We start from the raw sequence: 21,983 nt of genomic DNA, 5'->3' as shown, positions 1-21,983 counted from the left end.
GGCGGAAGGGGCCAGTAGCGCCGCCCCCTCAAATGGATAAGCTCAAATCTCTAGAAGCCCAAGCCCAAGCCCACCTCAAAGAAACACAAACTTGGCAATAAAGATCGCACAAAGCACCCAAAGGCTAGCCGAGATCTCCTTGTACTTCCCAGTCCCCGCCTTGAGCACCACATAGCTGATGAACCCCAAGGCAATCCCATCGGCCACCGAAAACGTCAACGGCATCATGATCACCGTGACAATTGCCGGAATGCTGTCAGTCGCCTCATCCCAGTGAATGTGCGCCATGCTTCCCATCATCAGCATCGCCACATAGATCAGCGCCCCCGCGGTGGCATAAGCAGGAATCATCCCCGCCAGCGGGGCAAAGAACATCGCCGCGACAAACAGCAGCCCGACCACCACGGCGGTCAGCCCGGTGCGCCCACCCGCTGCCACGCCCGCAGCACTCTCCACATAGCTGGTCACCGGTGGCACGCCCACCGCAGCACCAAAGACGCTCGACGCACTGTCTGCCTTCAGCGCCCGCGACAGGTTCTCGATCTTGCCATCCGCCGCTACCAGGTTGGCCCGCTGGGCAACGCCCATCAAGGTCCCCGCCGTGTCGAACATATGCACGAACAAGAACGCCAGGACCACGCTGATCATGCTGACGTTGAACACACCCGCCACATCCATGGCCATCCAGGTCGGCGCCAGGCTCGGCGGCAGCGAGAACACCCCGCCATACTGCACCAGGCCCAGACCCCAGCCTGCCAGGGTAACGGTGATGATGGCGATCAGGATCGCGCCGAACACCCGGTGGTAGCTGAGCACGGCAATCATCAGGAAGCACACCGCCGCCAGCAGTGGCCCCGGCTCATGCAGCGAGCCCAGCTTGATCAGGGTGGCAGGGCTATCGACAACGATGCCTGCAGTCTTCAAGCCGATCAGTCCGAGAAACAATCCGACGCCGGCACCCATCGCATGACGCAAGCTCACTGGGATGCTGTTGAGCAGCCACTCACGCACCCGTGACAAGGTCAGGAACATGAACAGCACCCCAGAGACGAACACCGCACCCAGCGCTGCCTCCCAGGTGTACCCCATGGTTCCGACCACGGTATAGGTGAAGAAGGCATTCAGGCCCATGCCCGGTGCCAGGCCAACCGGCCAGTTGGCGTACAGCCCCATCAGCAGGCAACCGAGGGCGGCGGCGATGCAGGTGGCGACGAACGCTGCCCCGTGGTCGATGCCGGCGTCAGCCATGATGTTGGGGTTGACGAAGATGATGTAGGCCATGGTGATGAAGGTGGTCACCCCGGCGATCATTTCGGTCTTGACCGTGGTGCCGTGTCGCTTGAGTTTGAAAATCCGCTCCAGCCAACTCGTTTCGAGCGGTGGGGCGAGATCCAGCGTAGGGGCTTCGGATTTGCGGCTTTCCACAGCGAGTACTCCTCAAGTCTTTCTTGTTGTTCGGAGCCAGTGACCTGCGCTATGCACTTGGTGACTCCGCGAGGGGGATTGGCAGACATCCGACCGTTTGTTGACTTTGGGGTCAAGAAGTTGCTCGCTGGATTATCCTTTTGTGTACAAAGAATGCAAATAATGTTTTATCTTTTGTACGAACAATCTGACGTCTGATGGCTATATGCCGAAAGGCCACCTGCAGAAACGGGTCAGCCTGTGTACAATAGGCCCATACCTTTATCCTTTATTTTCCAACCAGGGCTTGCCATCCACCCTCTGACAGGTATTACAGTCAAGGTCCGACTGGCGGATTCCCGTGCTCGAGTGCCCATGAACGAACAGCTGCAACCTCTCAAGAAACCTGTGCGCAATGGCAAGGCCGGCCGCAGTGGTACCCAGGATGACATCGTCTACGCGCATATTTTCGAGGCGATCCTCGAGCAGCGGCTGGCGCCGGGCACCAAGTTGAGCGAGGAAGCGCTGGGCGAGATCTTCGGTGTCAGCCGCACCATCATCCGTCGCGCTCTGTCGCGTCTGGCCCATGAAAGCGTGGTGCTGCTGCGGCCCAATCGTGGTGCGGTTGTCGCCAGCCCAACGGTTGAAGAAGCCCGCCAGGTGTTTTTCTCCCGGCGTATGGTCGAACGTGCGATCACTGAGCTGGCGGTGCAGCATGCAACGCTTGAGCAACTCAACGAACTGCGCCAGATGGTTCGCGAAGAGCGCGACAGCTTCTCGCGTGGCGACCGTGGCGCGGGTATTCGCCTGTCCGGTGAATTCCACCTCAAGCTGGCCGAGGCTGCCGGTAATGCACCGCTGGTAAGTTTCCAGCGCAGCCTGGTATCGCAGACCTCGTTGATCATCGCCCAGTACGAAAGCGGCAACCGCTCGCATTGCTCGTACGATGAGCACATGCAACTGATCGACGCCATCGAAGCGCGCGATGCGCAGCAGGCGGTGAGCCTGATGATGCATCACATGGACCACATCGACAGCAAGCTGAACCTGGACGAGGAGAGCGCCTCGGACGACCTGCATGCAGTGTTCTCGCACTTGCTGCAGAAAAAGCCCAAGGCTTCTGCCAAAGGTTGATCGTTTGCCTGGATGATAATGGGGCCGTAAAGCGGCCCCAGTCGTTACTGGCCATTAGCCAAAGCTCTGCTAGATTTCACTCCTGCAAACCTTCATCAAGCAGTTGGGCTTGCGCAACCGTTGCGTCCAACTACTTGAGGAAAGGTCCATGACTACGTCCCTGGGTGTGCGCATGGGTGCCGAGCTGGTCGGCACATTCTGGTTGGTCCTGGGGGGATGTGGCAGCGCGGTGCTGGCGGCCAGCTCTCCCATCGGCATCGGCGTTCTGGGTGTCGCGTTCGCGTTCGGTCTCACCGTCCTGACCATGGCCTTCGCCATCGGCCATATCTCTGGTTGTCATCTCAACCCTGCGGTTTCGCTAGGGCTGGTGGTCGGTGGCCGGTTTCCTGCCAAAGAGCTGTTGCCCTACGTCGTCGCCCAGGTGGTCGGGGCAATCCTGGCCGCTGCGGTGATTTACTTCATTGCCAGTGGCAAGGCCGGCTTCGAGTTGTCGTCGGGACTTGCCTCGAACGGCTATGCCGAGCACTCCCCCGGCGGCTATTCGCTGCTGGCGGGGTTCACCAGTGAAGTGGTGATGACGGCGATGTTCCTGGTGATCATCATGGGCGCCACCGATGCTCGTGCGCCGGCGGGCTTTGCGCCAATTGCCATTGGCCTGGCCCTGACCCTTATCCACTTGATCTCCATCCCGGTCACCAACACTTCGGTGAACCCGGCGCGTAGCACCGGGCCGGCGTTGTTCGTGGGAGGCTGGGCGTTGCAGCAGTTGTGGCTGTTCTGGGTGGCGCCGCTGATCGGGGCTGTGATCGGCGGCGCGCTGTATCGAGGGCTGGCGCGCGAACCTTAGCGCTGGTGCACGCAGCGCCCGGCCGCGAAGGTTTCACGCACGGTACGGTCGTCGCCCAGGGTGGTGAGGACGAACAGAGTCTCCTCGATGCTGTTGGACTGCTGAATGCGGTAGTCCAGCAGCGGCGTGGCTTTGTAGTCGAGCACCACGAAGTCGGCGTCGTTGCCAGGCTCCAAGCTGCCGATGCGGTCGTCCAGGCGCAGCGCGCGGGCGCCGCCGAGAGTGGCCAGGTACAGCGACTTGTACGGGTGCAGGCGAGCGCCCTGCAACTGCATGACTTTGTACGCCTCGTTGAGGGTATTGAGCAGCGAGAAGCTGGTGCCGGCTCCCACGTCGGTGCCCAGGCCGACGTTGACCTTGAACTTCTCCGCTTGCGGCAGGTTGAACAGGCCGCTGCCCAGGAACAGGTTGGAGGTCGGGCAGAAGGCGATCGCCGACCCGGTCTCGGCCAGGCGCTGGCATTCTTCATCGCACAGGTGCACGCCGTGGGCGAACACCGAGCGCTCGCCGAGCAGCTCGAAGTGGTCGTAGACGTCCAGATAGCCTGTGCGTTCAGGGAACAGCGCCTTGACCCAGTCGATTTCCTTGAGGTTCTCCGACAGGTGGGTGTGCATGTACACGCCCGGATGCTCCTTGAGCAGTTGTCCGGCCAGGGCCAGTTGCTCTGGGGTGCTGGTCGGGGCGAAGCGAGGAGTAACTGCGTAGTGCAGGCGGCCCTTGCCGTGCCAGCGCTCGATCAGTGCCTTGCTTTCGCTGTAGGAAGATTCGGCGGTGTCGGTGAGGTAGTCCGGTGCGTTGCGGTCCATCATCACCTTGCCGGCGATCAGGCGCAGGTCCAGGCGTTGGGCTTCTTCGAACAGGGCGTTGACCGACTCGGGGTGCACGCTGCCGAACACCAGGGCGGTGGTGGTGCCATTGCGCAGCAGTTCCTGGAGGAAGATCTTCGCGACGTTGTCGGCATGGGCCTTGTCGGCGAACTGCTTCTCGCACGGGAAGGTGTAGGTGTTCAACCAGTCCAGCAGTTGCTCGCCATAGGAGCCGATCATGCCGGTTTGCGGGAAGTGGATATGGGTGTCGATGAAGCCTGGGGTGATCAGGGCATCCTGGTAGTGCACCACTTCGATGTCGGCATCCAGCGTCGGCAGCAGCTCGCTGGCATGCCCCAAGGCACTGATGCGGCCGTCGTCGACTACCAGCAGGCCGTCTTCGTAATAGGCATGGGAGGCCTCCAGGCCGACCTCGGCTGGGTCAGCGATGCTGTGCAGGATGGCCGATCGGTAGGCTTTACGGGTTGCAGTCATATCACGCTCGTCAAATGGCTTGGCTGCGCCGAGAGGGCGGCAGCAGTTGGGCAATGGGGCCGGCGTTCACGCCAGCGTCGTGCTGGCCAAAGCAGGCGTTGTAGGTGACAATGATTTCCGCGGCGATGGACACGGCGATCTCGATCGGCAGCTTGCCCTTGACCTCGGCCAGGCCCATCGGGCAACGCATCCGTGCCAGCAGGGCGTCGTCGTAACCGCGTTCACGCAGGCGGTGCTCGAACTTGACGCGCTTGGTCTTCGAGCCGATCAGACCGAACCAGGTGAAATCGTTGCGCTTGAGGATGGCCGCAGCCAGCTCCAGGTCGAGCTGGTGGTTGTGGGTCATGACGATGCAGTAACTGCCTGCTGGCAGTTCGGCGACTTCGTCGACCGGCTCCTCGCTGATGATCTTGCTCACCCCGGCTGGGATCAGATCGGGGAATTCCTGCACGCGCGAATCGATCCAGCGCACTCGGCAGGGTAGGGCGGCGAGCAAGGGTACCAGAGCGCGACCGACATGGCCCGCGCCGAACACGGCGATCTGTGCCTGTACTGCGGCCATTGGTTCGAACAGCAGCACAGTGGCGCCGCCGCAGCATTGGCCGAGGCTGGCCCCGAGGCTGAAGCGCTCCAGGTGTGGGGTGCTGCGTTGTTCCTCGAGCATCTGCCGGGCGATGTGCAGGGCTTTGTATTCCAGGTGGCCGCCGCCGATGGTGTCGAACATCTGGCTGGCGCTGACGACCATTTTCGAGCCGGCGTTGCGCGGGGTCGAGCCGCGCTCTTCGATGATGGTCACCAGGACGCAGGCTTCGCCGCGAGCTTGCAGGTCGGCGAGGGCGTTGATCCATTGATGCATGATGCAGATCCTCTCTCGATCCCTGTTGGAGCGGACATGCCCGCTCCAACAGAGAGCCGCGGCGTTAGTGCGTTACGGTTTCCACTTCAACTTCTGCAGGTTGCGCTGCGGCCAACGCCTGGCGCATCTGCTCGCAGCCCCACAGTACCCGCTCGGGGGTTGCCGGGGCGTCGATGTTCGGCTGCACCTGGTAGCCGGCAATGCTCGCCACCGCATCCTTGATCGCGCACCAGGCAGCGATGCCGAGCATGAACGGCGGCTCGCCAACGGCCTTGGAATGGAACACGGTGTCCTCCGGATTCTTGCGGTTTTCCACCAGTTTCACCCGCAGGTCCAACGGCATGTCGGCGACGGCGGGAATCTTGTAGCTGGCCGGGCCGTTGGTCATCAGCTTGCCTTTGGCGTTCCACACCAGCTCTTCGGTGGTCAACCAGCCCATACCCTGGATAAAGCCGCCTTCCACCTGGCCGATGTCGATGGCCGGGTTCAGCGAGTCACCGACGTCGTGCAGGATGTCGGCACGCAGCATCTTGTACTCGCCGGTCAACGTATCGACGATCACTTCGACGCAGGCCGCCCCAAAGGCGAAGTAGTAGAACGGCCGACCACGCGCCTGAGTGCGGTCGTAGTAGATCTTCGGGGTGCGGTAGAAGCCGGTGCTCGACAGCGATACCTGGGCAAAGTACGCCTGCTGCACCAACTGCTCGAAACTTACGATCTCTTCGCGAATGCGCACATGGCCATTGCGAAACTCGACGTCTTCCTCGGTGACCTTCCAGTGCCGTGCAGCAAACTCAGTCAACCGTGCCTTGAGGATTTCGGCGGCGTTCTGAGCGGCCTTGCCGTTCAGGTCGGCGCCACTGGAGGCGGCGGTTGGCGAGGTGTTGGGCACCTTGTCGGTGTTGGTTGCGGTGATCTGGATGCGATCGAAATCGACCTGGAATACCTGCGCCACCACCTGCGCGACCTTGGTGTTCAAACCCTGGCCCATCTCGGTGCCGCCGTGGTTGAGGTGAATGCTGCCGTCGGTATAGATGTGGATCAGCGCACCGGCCTGGTTGAGGAAGGTGGCGGTAAAGGAAATACCGAACTTCACCGGCGTTAGCGCCAGGCCCTTTTTCAGGATTGGGCTGTGCTCGTTGAAGCGACGGATCGACTCGCGGCGCTCGGCGTAATCGCTGCTGGCCTCGAGCTCTGCGGTCATCTCCTCGAGCATGTTGTGCTCGACGGTCTGGTAGTAGTGGGTGACGTTGCGCTCGGTCTTGCCGTAGTAGTTGGCCTTGCGCACCGCCAGCGGGTCACGGCCCAGCTGACGGGCGATGTGGTCCATCACCTGCTCGATGGCGACCATCCCTTGCGGGCCGCCGAAGCCGCGGTAGGCGGTATTGGAGGCGGTGTTGGTCTTGCAGCGATGGCCATGCACGGTGGCATCGCCCAGGTAATAGGCGTTGTCGGAGTGGAACATGGCGCGGTCGACGATCGAGCCAGACAGGTCAGGTGAGTAGCCACAGTTGCCGGCCAGGTCGAACTGGATGCCATGCAGGCGGCCGTCGTCATCGAAGCCCACGTCATATTCGACGTAGAACGGGTGACGCTTGCCGGTCATGGTCATGTCTTCGACGCGGGGCAGGCGCATCTTGGTCGGCTGGCCGGTCAGGCGCGCGATCACCGCGCACAGGCAGGCGGGGCTGGCCGCTTGGGTTTCCTTGCCGCCGAAACCGCCACCCATGCGGCGCATGTCGAGGACGATCTTGTTCATCGGTACGTCGAGTACTTCGGCGACCAGCTTCTGCACTTCGGTGGGGTTCTGCGTGGAGCAGTAGACGATCATGCCGCCATCTTCGGTGGGCATCACCGAGGAGATCTGCGTCTCCAGGTAGAAGTGCTCCTGGCCGCCGATGTGCAGCGTGCCCTGCAAGCGGTGCGGGGCGCTGGCCAGTGCTGCTGCCGAGTCACCGCGCTGGTGGGTGTGGCTGTCGAGCACGAAGTGTTTTTTACGCAGCGCTTGGACCACATCGAGCACCGGCTCCAGGTCTTCGTACTCGACGATTGCGGCCATGGCCGCCTGGCGTGCGGTTTCCAGGTCGCGGGCAGCGACGGCGAGCACGGGCTGGCCGAAGAACTCGACCTTGTCGATCGCCAGCAGTGGGTCGCCGGCGACGACCGGGCCGATGTCCTTCAGGCCCGGAATGTCTTCGTGGGTGATGACGATGCGCACACCTTCGAAGGCATAGCAGGGCGTGGTGTCGATGCGCAAGATGCGCGCGTGGGCGCGGTCCGAGGTGCGCGCATAGACGTGCAGCTGGTTGGGGAATTCCAGGCGGTCATCGATGTAGATCGCCTCGCCGGACACATGTTTGTCGGCGCTGTCGTGCTTGACGCTGCGGCCGACCCCGGTGCTCAGGTCCTGGCGGAACAGTTCGGCCATCTCGGCCTGGCTCTTGACGGCGTGATGGTTAGACATAGGCGGTCACCCGGGTTTCGATGTGCGGCGATTGCAGTTCGATGAAGTACTTGCGCAGCAGGTTCTGCGCGGTGAGCAGGCGGTACTCTTTGCTCGCACGGAAGTCCGTGAGCGGGCTGAAGTCTTCAGCCAGCGCCTGGCAGGCGCGCTCCAGGGTGGCCTGGTTCCAAGGCTTGCCGCGCAGTGCCGCTTCACAGGCGTGGGCGCGTTTGGGGATCGCCGCCATGCCGCCGAAGGCGATGCGCACGCCGCTGACCACGCCATTCTCGATGCTCAGGTTGAACGCTGCGCACACCGCCGAGATATCGTCGTCCAGACGCTTGGAGACTTTGTAGGCGCGGAAGGTCCAGTCATTGCTGGCGCGCGGTACGATGATCTTCTCGATGAACTCGCTGTCCTGGCGGGCGGTGATGCGGTAGTCGATGAAGTAGTCTTCCAGGGCCAGGGTGCGCTGACGTTGACCCTGGCGCAGTACCACCTGGGCATCCAGGGCGATCAGCAGGGGCGGTGAGTCGCCAATCGGCGAGGCGTTGCCGATGTTGCCACCCAGGGTGCCCTGGTTGCGGATCTGCAGGGAGGCGAATCGGTGCAGCAGGGCGCCGAAATCTGGGTATTCCTCGCTCAGCGCGCCATAGCAGTCGGTCAGAGGGGTGGCCGCACCGATTTCCAGGTGCGTGGCGCTCTTGTCGATGCGCTTGAGTTCGGCGACGCCACCGACGTAGATCATCACCGGCAAGGTGCGGTGGAACTGGGTGACTTCCAGCGCCAGGTCGGTGCCGCCTGCGAGCAGGCGGGCTTCTGGGTGCGAGCTGTACAGGTCGGCCAGGTCGGCCACGGTAAGCGGTACCAGGCAGCGTTTGTCGCCGCTGTTTAGTTCGCCGGTTTCGCTCGGGGCGATGGCTTTAAGGCGAGCGATGGTTTGCGCCTGCTGGGCATCGAACTGATCGCGGCAGGGCATGGCGCAGCTCTGCTGGGCAGCGGCGAGAATCGGCCGGTAGCCGGTGCAGCGGCACAAGTTGCCGGCGAGGGCTTCCTGGGCTTGGTGCAGGTCATGGCCTTGGCTGTTTTTCTGCAGGGCGAACAGCGACATGACAAAGCCCGGGGTGCAGAAGCCGCATTGCGAACCATGGCAGTCAGCCATTGCCCGCTGCACGCTGTGCAGCTCGCCTTGATGCTTGAGGCCCTCGACGCTGATCAGTTGCTTGCCGTGCAACGACGAGACGAAGGTCAGGCACGAGTTGAGGCTGCGGTAGCGCAGGGTCTCGTGACCTTGGTCGTCCTGGGTGAGCTCGCCCACGACCACGGTGCAGGCGCCGCAGTCGCCACTGGCGCAGCCTTCCTTGGTTCCGGGTTTGCCTAGGTGCTCACGCAGGTATTGCAGCACCGTCATGTTCGGGTCCAGGGCGTGCTCATTACGCAGCTCCTGGTTGACGAGAAACTGGATCACGGGGAAGGCCTCGCAATGGTTTTATTGTTGTTCGGGCGGACTCTAAGCAACCCTTGACCCCTTGGTCAATAATTTTCTGACTCAAAGGTCAAGAAATTACCTGTGATGAGTCTGGGCCGCGAACACTGCCTTAACGTAAGCATAGATCGCGCCGGATTTATTGGGGGTGGAGTGACGAGTTGCGCAGGTATTTGGCGTTTGCAGCCAGCTTGCTTGTAGTTTGCAGGCTTTGCTCCCAGGCAGGCGTTGCGCGTTTGCCTGGGGGCCAGCTCCACTAAGGGCGGAGCTGGTGATCATGCACCGCCAGGCAAATCGCAAAGAGCTTCCCGTTGCCTGGCAGCGAATGTGTGGCGAGGGCTACAGTCCAGCCATGATCACAGCCCTGACGCGGCTGTACCGTTGTTCAACTTTGGCTGCCGGTAAAGCTCGAGCAACACCTGATCGAGCACCTGGGATGCCCCCCAAGGCTTGGGATCATTCAAGATCGCCGCCACCGCCCAGGTATGGCCGTTGCTGTCCCGGCTAAACCCGGCGATCGCCCGCACTGTGTTGAGCGTCCCGGTCTTGATGTGGCCCTCACCGGTCAAGGCGGTACGCTTGAGCCGCTTGCGCATGGTGCCATCCATGCCTACCAGCGGCATGGAACTGATGAACTCGGCAGAGTAGGGGCTCTTCCAGGCCGCTTGCAGCAACTGCGCCATCTCGCGGGTGCTAACGCGTTCAGCGCGAGACAAGCCGGAGCCGTTTTCCATCACCAGGTGCGGCGCGGTGATGCCCTTTTTCGCCATCCACTGACGCACCACGCGCTGGGCAGCACGCGCATCATCGCCGTCGGCATCGGTGCGGAATTGTGCACCCAGGCTGAGGAACAGCTGCTGGGCCATGGTGTTGTTGCTGTATTTGTTGATGTCGCGAATCACTTCTACCAGGTCCGGCGAGAACGCCCGGGCCAGCAGGCGTGCGCTCTTGGGCACGTTCTCGATGCGGTCACGGCCCTGAATGCTGCCACCAAGCTCGTTCCAGATTGCCCGTACGGCCCCGGCGGCGTAGGCCGGATGGTCGAGCAGCGCCAGGTAGGTCTGCGAGTTGCAGCCTTCACCTAACTGGCCGCTGACCACGACACTGACTCCATCAGGTTGAACCTGCGGGTTGTAGCGCACCTCGCCGGTGCATTGCTTGGAGGCTACGGCCTTGACCTGATTGTCGATGCGGATCGTGGCGATGGGTGGCTCGACCGCCACCAGCACTTTGCCGCCATCGTTACGGGCAACGAAGCGCAACGCTTTGAGGTTAACCAGCAGCGAGTCCGGCTTGACCAGGAACGGCTTGTTCATGTCGCCGCCGTCATCGTCGAAGTGCGGCAGGTTGGGCTGGACGAAGTGGCTGCGATCGAGCACCAAATCACCCGTGACCGTGCGCACGCCGTTGGCACGCAGATCGCGCATCAGCAGCCAAAGCTTTTCCATGTTCAGCTTGGGATCACCGCCGCCCTTGAGGTACAGGTTGCCGTTGAGCACGCCGTTGCTCAGGGTGCCATCGGTATAGAACTCGGTTTTCCACTGGAAGGTGGGGCCAAGCAGCTCAAGGGCTGCGTAGGTGGTCACCAGCTTCATGGTCGAAGCCGGGTTGACCGACACATCGGCGTTGAACACCGTTGCTGTGCCAGGGCCGTCCAGAGGCAGCATCACCAACGACAGGGCCGAATCTTGCAGTTTGTTGGTCTTGAGAGCCTGCTGCACCTTCGGTGGCAGGGTGGTGTTGACGGCGGCAGCCTGGCTGGGCATGGCCAAGGGCAGCATGAGGCCGGCGAGAAACAGTGGGCGGAGCGCTTTGATCATAAGAACTGGAACCCTGCGGGCGAGGGGAAAGATAACGGGGCTGTAAAAGATGATGGCCCCAGATCGAAATATAGTGCGCATTATGCCCCAAGCGCACCGAACATGGGCCCCGTTCGACACAAATGCGCCGCTTGGCCGCGGAAACTGGTAAAGTGCCGCCGGTAATTACTCAAGAGGATTGTTTCATGGCTACCAACCGTTCCCGTCGTCTGCGCAAGAAACTCTGCGTGGATGAATTCCAGGAGCTGGGCTTCGAGCTGAACCTTGCTTTCAAGGAAGACCTGTCCGACGAAGCCATCGATGCCTTCCTCGACGCATTCCTTGCAGAAGCAATGGATGCCAACGGCCTGGACTACGTAGGCGGTGATGATTTCGGCCTGGTTTGCCTGGCTAACCGTGGCTCGGTCAGCGAAGAGCAGCGCGCTGCTGTTGAAGCCTGGCTCAAAGGCCGTAACGAGCTGACCAAGATCGAAGTCAGCCCGCTGCTGGATGCCTGGTATCCGGAAAAGCCGATCAACTCGGCTTCCTGATCCACGCCTGAGCGGGTGCTTCAAGCACACCGCTCTGCCAAGCCCTGGTAAGTCAGCCTAGCTGATCAGCCAGGGCTTTTTCTATGCGGCGCATTTGTCGAGCCAGCACCTGTCGGCGCAGTTTGAGCTGCTCTAAAGACAGATTCGCCTGCTCCAGCCGCTCACACGCTTCCATCAACTTCCTTGCCTCCAGCATCCGCGCGGCGCTGAGGATCTTGTGTGCCTGTTCGGCGATCGCTTGCGCTTGCTGCTGCGGATCGAGCGCCATGAGTGCGGCAAAGTCATCATGCAAACTCTGCTGCAGGATAGTCAGTAGGCGCCTGCGATCCTGCGGATTATCACCCACCACAGAGGCCAGCCCAGACAAGCAGAAGTGGCGGTTCAGCGATGCCGGTGCTGCTGTGCGAATTGCAGGCGTAACGCTGGCCAGGCGTTGGCTCAAGGTACGCAGACTGATGGGTTTGAGCAGGCAGTCATCCATGCCCGCATCCAGGCATTTTTGCCGCACCTCCGGCTGGGCGTTGGCGGTATAGCCTAGGATAATGCAGCGCGACCTTGCGCCAGCCTGCTCCTCGGCACGTATAGCCCGGGCGACTTGGTAGCCGCTCAAGTGCGGCATATTGCAATCGAGGATCAACACGTCGAAATCTCGTTCACGCCATCGGTCAAGGCCTTCACGGCCATCGCTTGCGGTGGTGTGGCCAAGACCCAGGAAGCTTAGTTGTTGCGCCATCAGCAGCAAGTTAGCCGGATGGTCGTCGATGACCAGGATGCTCAGGTGCGCGTCCGGGACCTCGACCTCAGGTTCGTCCGAGCCTACCGGGAGTGCGGCCTCGACACGCTGCAGGGGCATCAGCAATCGGACCTGGGTGCCGACATCCTGCAGGCTCTTCAGGGTCAGGTTGCCGCCCATCATTTCACACAGGTTGCGGCTGATCGCCAGGCCCAGTCCAGTACCTGCGCGAGCGCCTTCGCTGTGGGCGTTGGCCTGGACGAACGGGTTGAACAGTCGCTGCACCTCGTCATCGGCGATACCGATGCCGCTGTCGCGCACTTCCAGATCCAGCGTCGGCTCGCTCATCATATCCAGATGTGTGATGGCAACGCTGATGCGCACCTGCCCATGCTCAGTGAACTTGATGGCGTTGCTCACCAGGTTGGAGAGCACTTGTTTGAAGCGCAGGGGGTCGATCAACACGTGGCAGCGAGCACTTGAATCGATCATCAACTGCAACGCCAAGCCTTTCTGCCGCGCCTGGCCCTCGAACACCCGCGCGACTGACTCGATCACGCTGGAAAGATTTACCGGCTCCGGCATCAGCGACAGATGACCCGATTCGATTCTTACTATGTCGAGGATGTCGCCAATCAGGCCCAGCAAATCCTTGGCCGACTGATAAGCGACCTCGATCGCCGGTTTGTCCAGGCGCCCCTGCTCGGCGTGCCCGACGGCCAACTCAAGCATGCCGATAACCGCGTTCATCGGGGTGCGGATTTCATGGCTGATGGTGGCGAGAAACGTACTCTTGGCGCGGTTGGCATCGTCGGCCTGCTTCTTTGCCAGGCGCAACTCTTCGACCAGCTTGCGCCGATCACTGATATCGATCCAGCCCCCGATGATGCCTTGCAGCTCACCCAACGAGTCGCGGAAGGGCAAAACCCAGTGATAGATCGTCAGCTCGCGATCATTGATGCAAATCTGTCGATCAACGATCAATGGCACGCCGGCTTGCATCACGTGCTGATAGTCGGCCTGGATCTGCTGGGTATGCTCATGATTACTACACAGGCTATCTTCCAGGCGCTTGCCGATGACGTCTGTGGCGCAAGCCTGCAGTGCCTCCAGATAACTGTCGTTGCACGATTGCAGACGGCCTTCACGGTCACGTACGAACAGTGGGTGCGGCGTTCCATTGAGCAGCGCACTCATGAATTCGAGTTGATCATTGAGGGCCTTTTCGGCTTGTTGGCGCTGTTTAATCTGGCGGCGTAGTCGCGCATTCCAGAGCAACGCCAGTAGCAGCAGTAGGCAGATGCCTATGACGATTTGAATCGCCAATTGCCGGTATTTTCGCCAATAGACGTCGTCGTGGTTGGTGTAGCCTCGCCAGCGGTTATTGATCACACCGAGCTCTTCTGGCGAGATGCTCATCAGCGCCTTGTCGAGGATCGATGCCAGCAGTTGCGCCTGCAGGGGCGTGGCCATGGAGAAGCTGGCGGGCTCTGTACCGACTGTGCTGCGGATGATCAGCTCGGAACTGCTGGCCAGCGCGTGATTGGCATCGATCATTGTGGTGATTGCGGCGTCGACAGCGCCACTACTGAGCAGCGCCATGGAGAAATACGGGCTTTCGGTTTCGATCGCCATGACTTGGGGGTGCTGCTCGGAAAGCAGTTCGGCGACTGTGCTGTCACGGGTTACCGCAACGCGTTTTCCCGCCAACTGCTCCAAAGCAGGGGGCGTATCGCTGTCGGCCCGGGTGAGCAGCACGAAGGCGCTCTCCAGGTAGGGGCGGCTGATGCGCAGCTTGCTGTCGCGTTCTTGCTGTTTGGAGATGGCTGCAATGACGTCGGCGCGACCGTCTTCGAGCCGGGTGATCATGTCGCTAAGGCTACTGGACTTCTGAATTTCAAAACGCAGACCGGTACGTAGGCGCAGCAGCTCCAAGAGGTCAGCGGTGATGCCACGAAACTGGCCATTGCTGTCAACGTACGACATGGGCGCGGCAGTTTCATCGATCACCACGCGCATTACGGGATGTTGTGACAGCCATTGCTCTTCGCGCCGCGTAAGTTGCAGTTTACGTTCGCTCAACAGTGTGTCGCTGCCTGCACTCCAGCGTTTGAGGATGTTGGTGCGCACGGTGCTGGGCTGGCTATCGAGTACGGCATCGATCAACGTCTTGAGCATGGTGTCGTCGCTGCGCATGGCAAAACTGAAACCAACGGCCTCATGTTTACCGAAGGCCGCCATGCGCAGACGCGGCAGGTGTCCCCGATTGAGCTGGTAATGGGTGGATATGGTATCGCCGATGAACACGTCGGCCTGACCAAAGGCCACGGCGTTGAGTGCTTGGGTGGAGGATCCGAAAGTCTGCAAGGTCGACTTGGGATAGGCTTGATTCACGCCTTTAGCTGGCAGGTAGTGATAGAGCATGCTCAGGCGCATGCCTTCGAGCCCAGCGTCCAGCGAGCGTTGTTCGTTTTCGCGGGTCACCAGCACCGGCTGGTCTATTGCGTAGGGTCGCGAGAGGGCCAGGCCAGCGGTGGCGGCTTCATAGCCATTGGCACTGCCGAGCATATCGATTTGCCCTTGTTTAAGGGCCTCAACCGCTGCATGGCGGCTAGGGAAGCCCAGCACCCGCACAGGGAGTTGCAGGGCACTACCGATCAGCCCAGCGTATTCGGCAGTAAGCCCTTGGTAGTCACGGCCGCCGCTGGTGATGTCGAACGGGGCGTAATCTGGAAAGGATGTGCCGAGCGTCAAGGTCTGCTTGTTCTTGAGCCATTCTCTTTGTTCGTTCGACAAGGCCGGGTGCATAGCATTGGCGGTCGACCGTGTGAGCAGGGTATAGGATACGACGTCACGCTGGACGACCTGTGCCTGCCCGGTGCTGAAGACCAAGCTAAGCATCAGTAAGGCTAAGTACCGCGCCATTGCCAACCTCAGACCAGCGCGTTGCGTTTTGCCACGTCGATCAGGTCCACCAGGCTGGCGACCTGGAGTTTCTGCATGAGGCGTTTTTTATAGGTGCTAACGGTCTTGTTGCTGAGAAACATGCCCTTGGCTATGTCTTTGTTGCTCTTTCCCTGGGCGAAAAGTTGCAGCACCATCAGTTCTCTATCATTAACTTGTCGGAAAAGGTGTATGTCGGAACTGGTTTTTTCCAAGTCGCCGTGGAGCGCCTGGCTGGGAAAGTAGTTGTAACCGGAAAGTACCGCTTTGATTGCACTGACCAGCTCAGTCAGGTCTTCTTGTTTGCACACATAGCCCGAAGCGCCCGAATGCATGCAGCGTAGGGCGAACAAGGCGGGCGCTTGCGCGGTAAGGATCAGCACTTTGCTGGGCAACGCCATCGACTGGAAGCGTGACAGTATTTCCAGCCCATCCAGTTTGGGGATGGCGATGTCGAGAATCACCAGGTCAGGCCGTACTTCACGAATCAGTTGCATGGCGTCGACGCCATTGTCCGATTCACCCACGATCCTGTAACTCTGATTTTCCAGCAGCATACGTACCGCTAATCGTATAACGGGGTGGTCGTCGACAATAAATATGGATTGCATATTCAACTTCCAGGGCAGGTGTCTGAAACAGTGAGCACCTTATCGCAGATGGAGGAGGTCGGACATGGAGGAAACGGCGTTGAGCCGTATATGGGAAATGGCCTACAGCAAAAGACTATTTGTCCTGCGAGAGCAGCATCAAGATGTTTTGTTTTAACGACAGCCTGGTCATTTGTCAGGGAGATAACTTTGGTTGTTTATTTCGGTGTTGGCAAGGTCGGACGTTTCCTTCAATGCGATTCGGCCAGCTTGCGCTGGCCGTGGTTGTCTCAAGTTGGACTGGAGCGCCCGGTCATTTCGCAGGCCATCTCGCTGGCATAGCTGTCAGTCATTCCGGCGATGAAGTCGATCATGCGCAGGAATGCGTTATGCAGTGAGCCGTGAGGGTCGGGGGCATGATTGCCGATCAGGTCGAGGACGCGGCGGCTCTTGAACGACGGCGTTCGTCCGCCGTGCTGTTCCAGCGCCGCGCCACAGAAGGCGTTGAGGAGGATTTCCAGGGTGGTGTAGGCGCCAATCTCATGCAGCGTCTTGCGCTTGTCCTGGAAGATCTTCTTGCGCGCCATGTCCTTGGCCTGCAACACGCAGCGTTTGGCCGGGCCGTGCATGTGCTCGACCAGGTCGCCCGCCAGCCGGCCGCTTAGCAGGGCAGCCTGCTGCTCGACAAATGCCTGCGCAGCAGCGTTGGTCAGGTGCTCGATGGCTTTGCCGCGCAGAATGGCCAATTTGCGCCGACGAGAATCATTGGCGCCAAGTTGACGGTAGGTCTCTGGCAGGTCGTCACCGACCAGGTCGAGCAGCAGCGTCTCAACTTCGGTGTACTCCAGCAGCTCCATTTCCAGGCCGTCTTCCAGGTCAATCAGCGCATAGCAGATGTCGTCTGCCGCTTCCATCAGGTACACCAGCGGATGACGCGCCCAGCGCTGCTCTTCGAGTTGCGGCAGGCCAAGCTTGCGGGCGATTTGATCCATCAGCGCCAGCTCACTCTGGTAGCAGCCAAACTTGTGCTTCTTGTAGCCCAGGGCGTCGGCATGGCGCGAACTCCACGGGTACTTGAGGTAGGTGCCGAGCGTGGCATAGGTCAGGCGAGTGCCGCCGTCGAACTGGTGGTATTCCAGTTGCGTCAACACGCGAAACCCTTGGGCATTACCCTCGAAATTGAGGAAGTCGGCGCGCTGGTCGTCGCTCATATCATCCAGCCAGCCGCGTCCTGCGGCCTGTTGGAACCAGTAACGGATGGCGTCTTCGCCAGAGTGGCCGAACGGCGGGTTGCCGATATCGTGGGCCAGGCAGGCGGACTGCACGATCATGCCCAGGTCGCTCGGTTCGCACCAGTCGGGCAGATTCTGGCGCAAGGTTTCGCCCACGCGCATGCCTAGCGAGCGGCCGACGCAGCTGACTTCCAGCGAGTGGGTCAGGCGGGTGTGGATGTGGTCGTTGCTGGACACCGGGTGCACCTGGGTCTTACGCCCCAGGCGGCGGAAGGCGCCGGAGAAGATGATGCGGTCGTGGTCCTTGTGGAAGGGGCTGCGCCCCAGTTCTTCCGGGCTGTAAAGGGCTTTGCCCAGGCGTTCGCGGGTCAGCAGGGTATGCCAGTCCAAGGCTCATTTCTCCCGTCGGATAATCGCCATAGCTTCCTGTTTCAGCGGCGCCCGCGCAAGCGGCGGGCGCAACTGATCAATGTCGCCGACCGTTTTGCAGGAATAGGCGTACCAGTGGGATCAGGCTACTGCCCAAACGCACCAAGCGAGAAAGGTTGCCGCTGCGCGCACCCTTGCCCGTCAAGAAACCAAGCGCTACCACTGCGCCAAGGCCCCACAACGGCGCGTGCTTGATACCCAGGCCATCCTGCAACGAGCCGCCCATGCCGCGCAGGCGTCTGACCGGTTCGAGCAGTTGCGCCGACTCATGGCGAATTTCCTGGCGGTGCATTTCCAGGCGCAGGCGCAGCAACGCTTTGCGCAGCTCGCGCGGATTACGGGTGTTGGGGAGTTCGGGCAGGCTCATGGCAACAGGCGCTCCCTGTCCTTGGCGAGCTCCTCGAGGGTGGAGCTGAAAGGGGATGATTCATCGAACACGGCAGCCTTCAAGCGCAAGCCGCAGTAGACCGTTGCTGCGCCATAGAACACACACAGCCCGATGATGCCCGCCAGGCGATAGCTGTCCCACAACAGTACCAGCAGCAAGCCGGACAGCGCCGTCAGCAGCAACAAGGCAAACACCAGCGCCAACCCTGCAAACAGCAGCAGCTTGAGGGTGCGACCTTTCTGCTCTTGCAGTTCGATGCCGAACAGTTCGATATGGCTGTGCAGCAACCCAAGCATGGCCGCGCCCAGGCGTTTGCCAGAGGCGCCAGCCGTGATGGCCTCGTTATCCATGGGCACTCCTCAGCGCCGATTGGCCAGCAGGCCGATCAGCAAGCCGACGCCTGCGGCAATGCCAATAGCCTGCCACGGGTTTTCCTGGACGTACTCTTCGGCACTGGCCAGTGCCGCCTGGCCACGCACGCGCACCGAATCCTGGGTCAGCTGCAGGCTTTCGCGGGCCTGCTCGAGGCGCTCGTGGATCTGCTCGCGCAGCTCATCAGCCTGGTCACCGGCCAGGTTGGCGGTGTCAGCGAGCAGTTTTTCGGTGTCGCGCACCAGTGCCTGGAAGTCAGCCATCAATATCTCTTGAGCAGTCTTTGCCGATTTGCTGGCCATTGGATCTCTCCCTGTTGATGTGTGTGGTTAATTCGAGTGACGCGGTGCAATGAAGGTTCAGTGCCAGTTGCTGGTATGGCGCTTGCTACGTCTGGGGGCGCAGCCGAGCGCCTGTGCGCCCAATTCGTGCGCCACGCCCGCGGATACCGCTAAACCTTAACCCAATCCACGACAAACCCAAGAAAAAACCACGCAAGCTCTGCTCGCCTCACCGAAATGGGGCAGGGGAGTGGGCACCGATTCGGTGCAGGGATGCAGGTTCTTGAACTGTCCTGGTGCTTTTTCAGCAGGTCTGCCTACCTCATGGAAAACATGCACAGCGCGATGGACTCCCTGGTCCATGGCTCCAACACCCTGTTCCTTCTGCTGGGGGCCATCCTGGTCCTGGCGATGCATGCCGGCTTTGCGTTTCTTGAAGTCGGCACGGTGCGCCATAAGAACCAGGTCAATGCCTTGTCGAAGATCCTCAGCGACTTCGCCGTGTCGGCCCTGATGTACTTCTTCGTCGGCTACTGGATCGCCTATGGCGTGAGCTTCCTGCAGCCAGCTGCGCAGCTCGCCAGCGATCACGGCTATGGCCTGGTCAAATGCTTCTTCCTGATTACCTTTGCCGCAGCCATACCGGCAATCATTTCCGGGGGCATTGCTGAACGTGCCCGCTTTGCCCCGCAGTTGTGTGCCACGGCGTTGATCGTGGCGTTGGTTTATCCGTTCTTCGAAGGCATCGTGTGGAATGGCAATCTGGGCATCCAGGCCTGGCTGCAGGCGCGCTTTGGGGCACCGTTCCATGACTTCGCCGGGTCGGTTGTGGTGCACGCGATGGGCGGGTGGCTGGCGCTGGCGGCGGTGCTGTTGCTGGGGGCGCGCCGCGGGCGCTATCGCGATGGCCGCCTGGTGGCGTTTGCGCCGTCGAGTATCCCCTTCCTGGCGCTGGGCTCGTGGATTCTGATCATTGGCTGGTTTGGCTTCAACGTGATGAGTGCGCAAAGCCTGCAGGGCATCAGCGGCCTGGTGGCGATCAATTCGCTGATGGCCATGGTCGGCGGCACGCTGGCCGCGTTGTGGGCAGGTCGCAACGACCCAGGTTTTTTGCACAACGGGCCGCTGGCCGGCTTGGTAGCGATTTGCGCTGGGTCCGACCTGATGCATCCGCTAGGCGCTTTGGCCACTGGCCTGGTAGCGGGGGTGCTGTTCGTCTGGTGCTTCACCGCTGCGCAGAATCGCTGGAAGATCGACGATGTGCTTGGGGTCTGGCCGTTGCATGGGCTGTGCGGGGTATGGGGTGGCATCGCCTGTGGCATCTTTGGCCAGGCTAGTCTGGGTGGCTTGGGTGGCGTCAGTCTGGTCAGCCAGCTGCTGGGCAGCCTGGCAGGTGTGCTGGTGGCATTGCTCGGGGGCTTTGCCGTGTATGGCCTGATCAAGGCGGTGCATGGCTTGCGCTTGAGCCATGAGGAGGAGTTCCAGGGGGCTGACCTGTCGCTGCATCGGATTGGCGCAACCAGCCAGGATTGATCGTGGTCAGGTGCACTTCGCGCGCTGTGGACCTAAAATAAGCATCCCTCCACAGCTTGCGCGGGACTTGCCATGCTGCCTGAATGCCAACTGTTCAGCACCCTCGGTTGCCACTTATGTGAAGTGGCCGAAGCGGTGCTGATGCCCTTTGTCGAACACGGCTTGTTGGTGGAGCTTATCGACATCGCCGACGATGAATCGTTATTCGACCGCTATGGTCTGATCATTCCGGTGCTGCGTCGTTGTGATAACGGTGGCGAGTTGCACTGGCCGTTCGATGCTGAGCAAGTGGTGGCCTTCCTGCAGTAGCGATGGCTTGATTTGACGCAAGGGCAGGTAACTCCGTATGCTGTATATAAATACAGTATTGGGGTGGCCGATGCTCAACGTCGAGCAATTGAAGTACAGCGTCAATCGGATGTCCCCGCAGAAGGTGGGTGACGCCGTGCTGGAGCTGCGCCTCGAAGGCTTGGTGACTGACGACCGAACGCCTTTCGGCAAAGTCCATTTCAACACCTGCTTCGCTGAAATTGAGGCCTTGTTCCAGCGTGCCGGGTTTCACCGGCCACTGGATGTGGTGGGCTATCAGGGCCAGGTTTATGCGCTCTATGATTCCGGCCGCTGGGAGGCTGTGCAGGTGCTGCGCTGGCTCAAGGCGCGCTGTGAAACCGCCGAGGCTGGTTGAGGGCCGGGGCTTGGGGGATAATGCCAACCCCTCGATTGCACGAGCCTGTCATGACCACACCGTTCGACCCCGCCCATCAGCAAGCCAGTACCGTCTGCCTTCCTCCGGGAAATTGGCCAACCGTACTCGACTGTTTGTGTGATCACTTCAAGGGCATCGCTCGTGAACAATGGCTTGATCGCTTTGCCAGGGGACGGGTGCTCAATGCCCAGGGCCAGGCCATCCAGGCAGACCTGGCGTATCGTCGCGGCATGCGCCTGCATTATTTTCGCGAAGTGCCCAATGAGAAGCCGATCCCGGTAGAAGAAACCATCCTGCATGTGGACGATCATCTGGTGGTGGCCGACAAACCGCATTTTCTCCCGGTGACCCCCACCGGTGAGTACGTCGAGCAAACGCTGCTGCGCCGGCTGATCCGCCGTTTGGATAACCCGCACCTGGTGCCACTGCACCGCATCGATCGGCATACCGCAGGTTTGGTGCTGTTTTCGGCGAACCCGCAGACTCGCGGTGCCTATCAGCGGCTGTTCCCCGAGCGGCGCATCGACAAACGTTACCAGGCCATTGCTGCGGCGTTGCCGGCGCTTGAGTTTCCCTTGGTGCACCGCAGCCGTCTGGTGCATGGCGAACCGTTCTTTCGCATGCATGAAGTAGAGGGGGCGCCCAACAGTGAAACACTGGCGCAGGTGCTGGAGAAAAACGGTGGGCTGTGGCGCTATGGCTTGTCGCCGGTGACGGGTAAGACCCACCAGTTGCGGGTGCACATGGCAGCGCTGGGGGCGGGGATCTGTAACGATCCGTTCTACCCGCGGTTGCTGGAAGTGGAGGATGACTATCAGCAGCCGCTTAAGCTGCTGGCGCAGAGCCTGCGCTTTGAGGATCCCTTGAGCGGGCAAGAGCGGTATTTCGAAAGTCGGTTGGCGTTGGACTGGTAGATGGGTGTTGCGGCGCTGATTCTGGGGGCCGCTTCGCGGCC

The 21,983-nt window shown here is 60.9% G+C and carries 19 protein-coding genes; 7 read left to right on the top strand and 12 right to left on the bottom strand.

The features are described from left to right. Positions 1-75: 75 nt before the first annotated feature. Complete coding sequence (locus ACF8K2_RS05285; protein WP_186556281.1) at positions 76-1,425, bottom strand: NCS2 family permease; 1,350 nt, start codon at positions 1,423-1,425, stop codon at positions 76-78. A 354-nt stretch (positions 1,426-1,779) separates the two neighbouring features. Between ACF8K2_RS05285 and ACF8K2_RS05280 the strand changes: the two genes are divergently transcribed. Beyond that, positions 1,780-2,538 (top strand): GntR family transcriptional regulator, encoded by a 759-nt coding sequence (locus ACF8K2_RS05280; protein ID WP_186556282.1) that lies wholly within the window; start codon positions 1,780-1,782, stop codon positions 2,536-2,538. 148 nt (positions 2,539-2,686) lie between these two features. Beyond that, positions 2,687-3,385 (top strand): aquaporin Z, encoded by a 699-nt coding sequence (aqpZ, locus tag ACF8K2_RS05275; protein ID WP_186556283.1) that lies wholly within the window; start codon positions 2,687-2,689, stop codon positions 3,383-3,385. Here aqpZ and guaD read toward each other — a convergent pair. The 5 genes from guaD to dacB all read right to left on the bottom strand — a co-directional run bounded on the left by guaD (position 3,382) and on the right by dacB (position 11,291). After that, positions 3,382-4,686, bottom strand: a complete 1,305-nt coding sequence (gene guaD / locus ACF8K2_RS05270) for a guanine deaminase (protein ID WP_312153587.1) — start codon at positions 4,684-4,686, stop codon at positions 3,382-3,384. The genes aqpZ and guaD overlap by 4 nt on opposite strands. 10 nt (positions 4,687-4,696) lie before the next feature. Beyond that, positions 4,697-5,542, bottom strand: a complete 846-nt coding sequence (gene xdhC, locus ACF8K2_RS05265; protein WP_392463768.1) for a xanthine dehydrogenase accessory protein XdhC — start codon at positions 5,540-5,542, stop codon at positions 4,697-4,699. Positions 5,543-5,606: 64 nt separating this feature from the next. Continuing rightward, entirely contained in the window at positions 5,607-8,006 is a 2,400-nt protein-coding gene (xdhB, locus tag ACF8K2_RS05260) for a xanthine dehydrogenase molybdopterin binding subunit (RefSeq protein WP_392463766.1), read from the bottom strand. Next, positions 7,999-9,453: a xanthine dehydrogenase small subunit gene (xdhA, locus tag ACF8K2_RS05255; RefSeq protein WP_392463765.1), complete on the bottom strand. Its 1,455-nt coding sequence runs from the start codon at positions 9,451-9,453 to the stop codon at positions 7,999-8,001. Before xdhA ends, xdhB begins: the two co-directional genes overlap by 8 nt. A gap of 374 nt (positions 9,454-9,827) precedes the next feature. Then, positions 9,828-11,291 (bottom strand): D-alanyl-D-alanine carboxypeptidase/D-alanyl-D-alanine-endopeptidase, encoded by a 1,464-nt coding sequence (gene dacB / locus ACF8K2_RS05250; RefSeq protein WP_186556288.1) that lies wholly within the window; start codon positions 11,289-11,291, stop codon positions 9,828-9,830. A 185-nt stretch (positions 11,292-11,476) separates the two neighbouring features. On the opposite strand from dacB, the gene ACF8K2_RS05245 reads away from it, so the two are divergent. Further along, positions 11,477-11,821 carry a YggL family protein gene (locus ACF8K2_RS05245; RefSeq protein WP_186556289.1) on the top strand — a complete coding sequence of 115 codons (345 nt, stop codon included), beginning with the start codon at positions 11,477-11,479 and terminating at the stop codon, positions 11,819-11,821. A 52-nt stretch (positions 11,822-11,873) separates the two neighbouring features. Here ACF8K2_RS05245 and ACF8K2_RS05240 read toward each other — a convergent pair whose 3' ends face one another. From ACF8K2_RS05240 to ACF8K2_RS05215, 6 genes are all read right to left on the bottom strand, one after another. After that, positions 11,874-15,479, bottom strand: a complete 3,606-nt coding sequence (locus ACF8K2_RS05240; protein WP_392463763.1) for a transporter substrate-binding domain-containing protein — start codon at positions 15,477-15,479, stop codon at positions 11,874-11,876. 8 nt (positions 15,480-15,487) lie between these two features. After that, positions 15,488-16,108 (bottom strand): response regulator, encoded by a 621-nt coding sequence (locus ACF8K2_RS05235; protein ID WP_392463762.1) that lies wholly within the window; start codon positions 16,106-16,108, stop codon positions 15,488-15,490. A gap of 269 nt (positions 16,109-16,377) precedes the next feature. After that, complete coding sequence (locus tag ACF8K2_RS05230; protein ID WP_392463761.1) at positions 16,378-17,709, bottom strand: deoxyguanosinetriphosphate triphosphohydrolase; 1,332 nt, start codon at positions 17,707-17,709, stop codon at positions 16,378-16,380. Positions 17,710-17,785: 76 nt separating this feature from the next. Further along, positions 17,786-18,115: a hypothetical protein gene (locus ACF8K2_RS05225; RefSeq protein ID WP_312152813.1), complete on the bottom strand. Its 330-nt coding sequence runs from the start codon at positions 18,113-18,115 to the stop codon at positions 17,786-17,788. Further along, a complete protein-coding gene (locus ACF8K2_RS05220) occupies positions 18,112-18,486 on the bottom strand; it encodes a phage holin family protein (protein ID WP_186556294.1) in 375 nt (124 codons plus the stop codon). The genes ACF8K2_RS05225 and ACF8K2_RS05220 overlap by 4 nt, the downstream gene beginning before the upstream one ends. 9 nt (positions 18,487-18,495) lie before the next feature. Continuing rightward, on the bottom strand, positions 18,496-18,810 hold the full coding sequence (locus tag ACF8K2_RS05215) for a YqjD family protein (protein WP_312152811.1): 315 nt from the start codon (positions 18,808-18,810) through the stop codon (positions 18,496-18,498). A 303-nt stretch (positions 18,811-19,113) separates the two neighbouring features. On the opposite strand from ACF8K2_RS05215, the gene ACF8K2_RS05210 reads away from it, so the two are divergent. From ACF8K2_RS05210 to ACF8K2_RS05195, 4 genes are all read left to right on the top strand, one after another. Further along, a complete protein-coding gene (locus ACF8K2_RS05210; RefSeq protein ID WP_392463759.1) occupies positions 19,114-20,322 on the top strand; it encodes an ammonium transporter in 1,209 nt (402 codons plus the stop codon). Positions 20,323-20,394: 72 nt separating this feature from the next. Beyond that, the gene (locus ACF8K2_RS05205; RefSeq protein WP_392463757.1) at positions 20,395-20,631 is read left to right on the top strand and encodes a glutaredoxin family protein; all 237 of its coding nucleotides are present in this window, start codon (positions 20,395-20,397) and stop codon (positions 20,629-20,631) included. Positions 20,632-20,701: 70 nt separating this feature from the next. After that, entirely contained in the window at positions 20,702-21,007 is a 306-nt protein-coding gene (locus ACF8K2_RS05200) for a transcriptional regulator (RefSeq protein WP_186556355.1), read from the top strand. Between the two features lie 50 nt (positions 21,008-21,057). Beyond that, the gene (locus ACF8K2_RS05195) at positions 21,058-21,942 is read left to right on the top strand and encodes a pseudouridine synthase (protein ID WP_392463755.1); all 885 of its coding nucleotides are present in this window, start codon (positions 21,058-21,060) and stop codon (positions 21,940-21,942) included. Positions 21,943-21,983 lie beyond the last annotated feature (41 nt).

Source organism: Pseudomonas sp. xss_2 (genome assembly GCF_043104195.1).
GTDB classification, from domain to species: Bacteria; Pseudomonadota; Gammaproteobacteria; order Pseudomonadales; family Pseudomonadaceae; genus Aquipseudomonas; species Aquipseudomonas urmiensis.
This window is presented reverse-complemented; position numbering and strand designations above follow the sequence as displayed.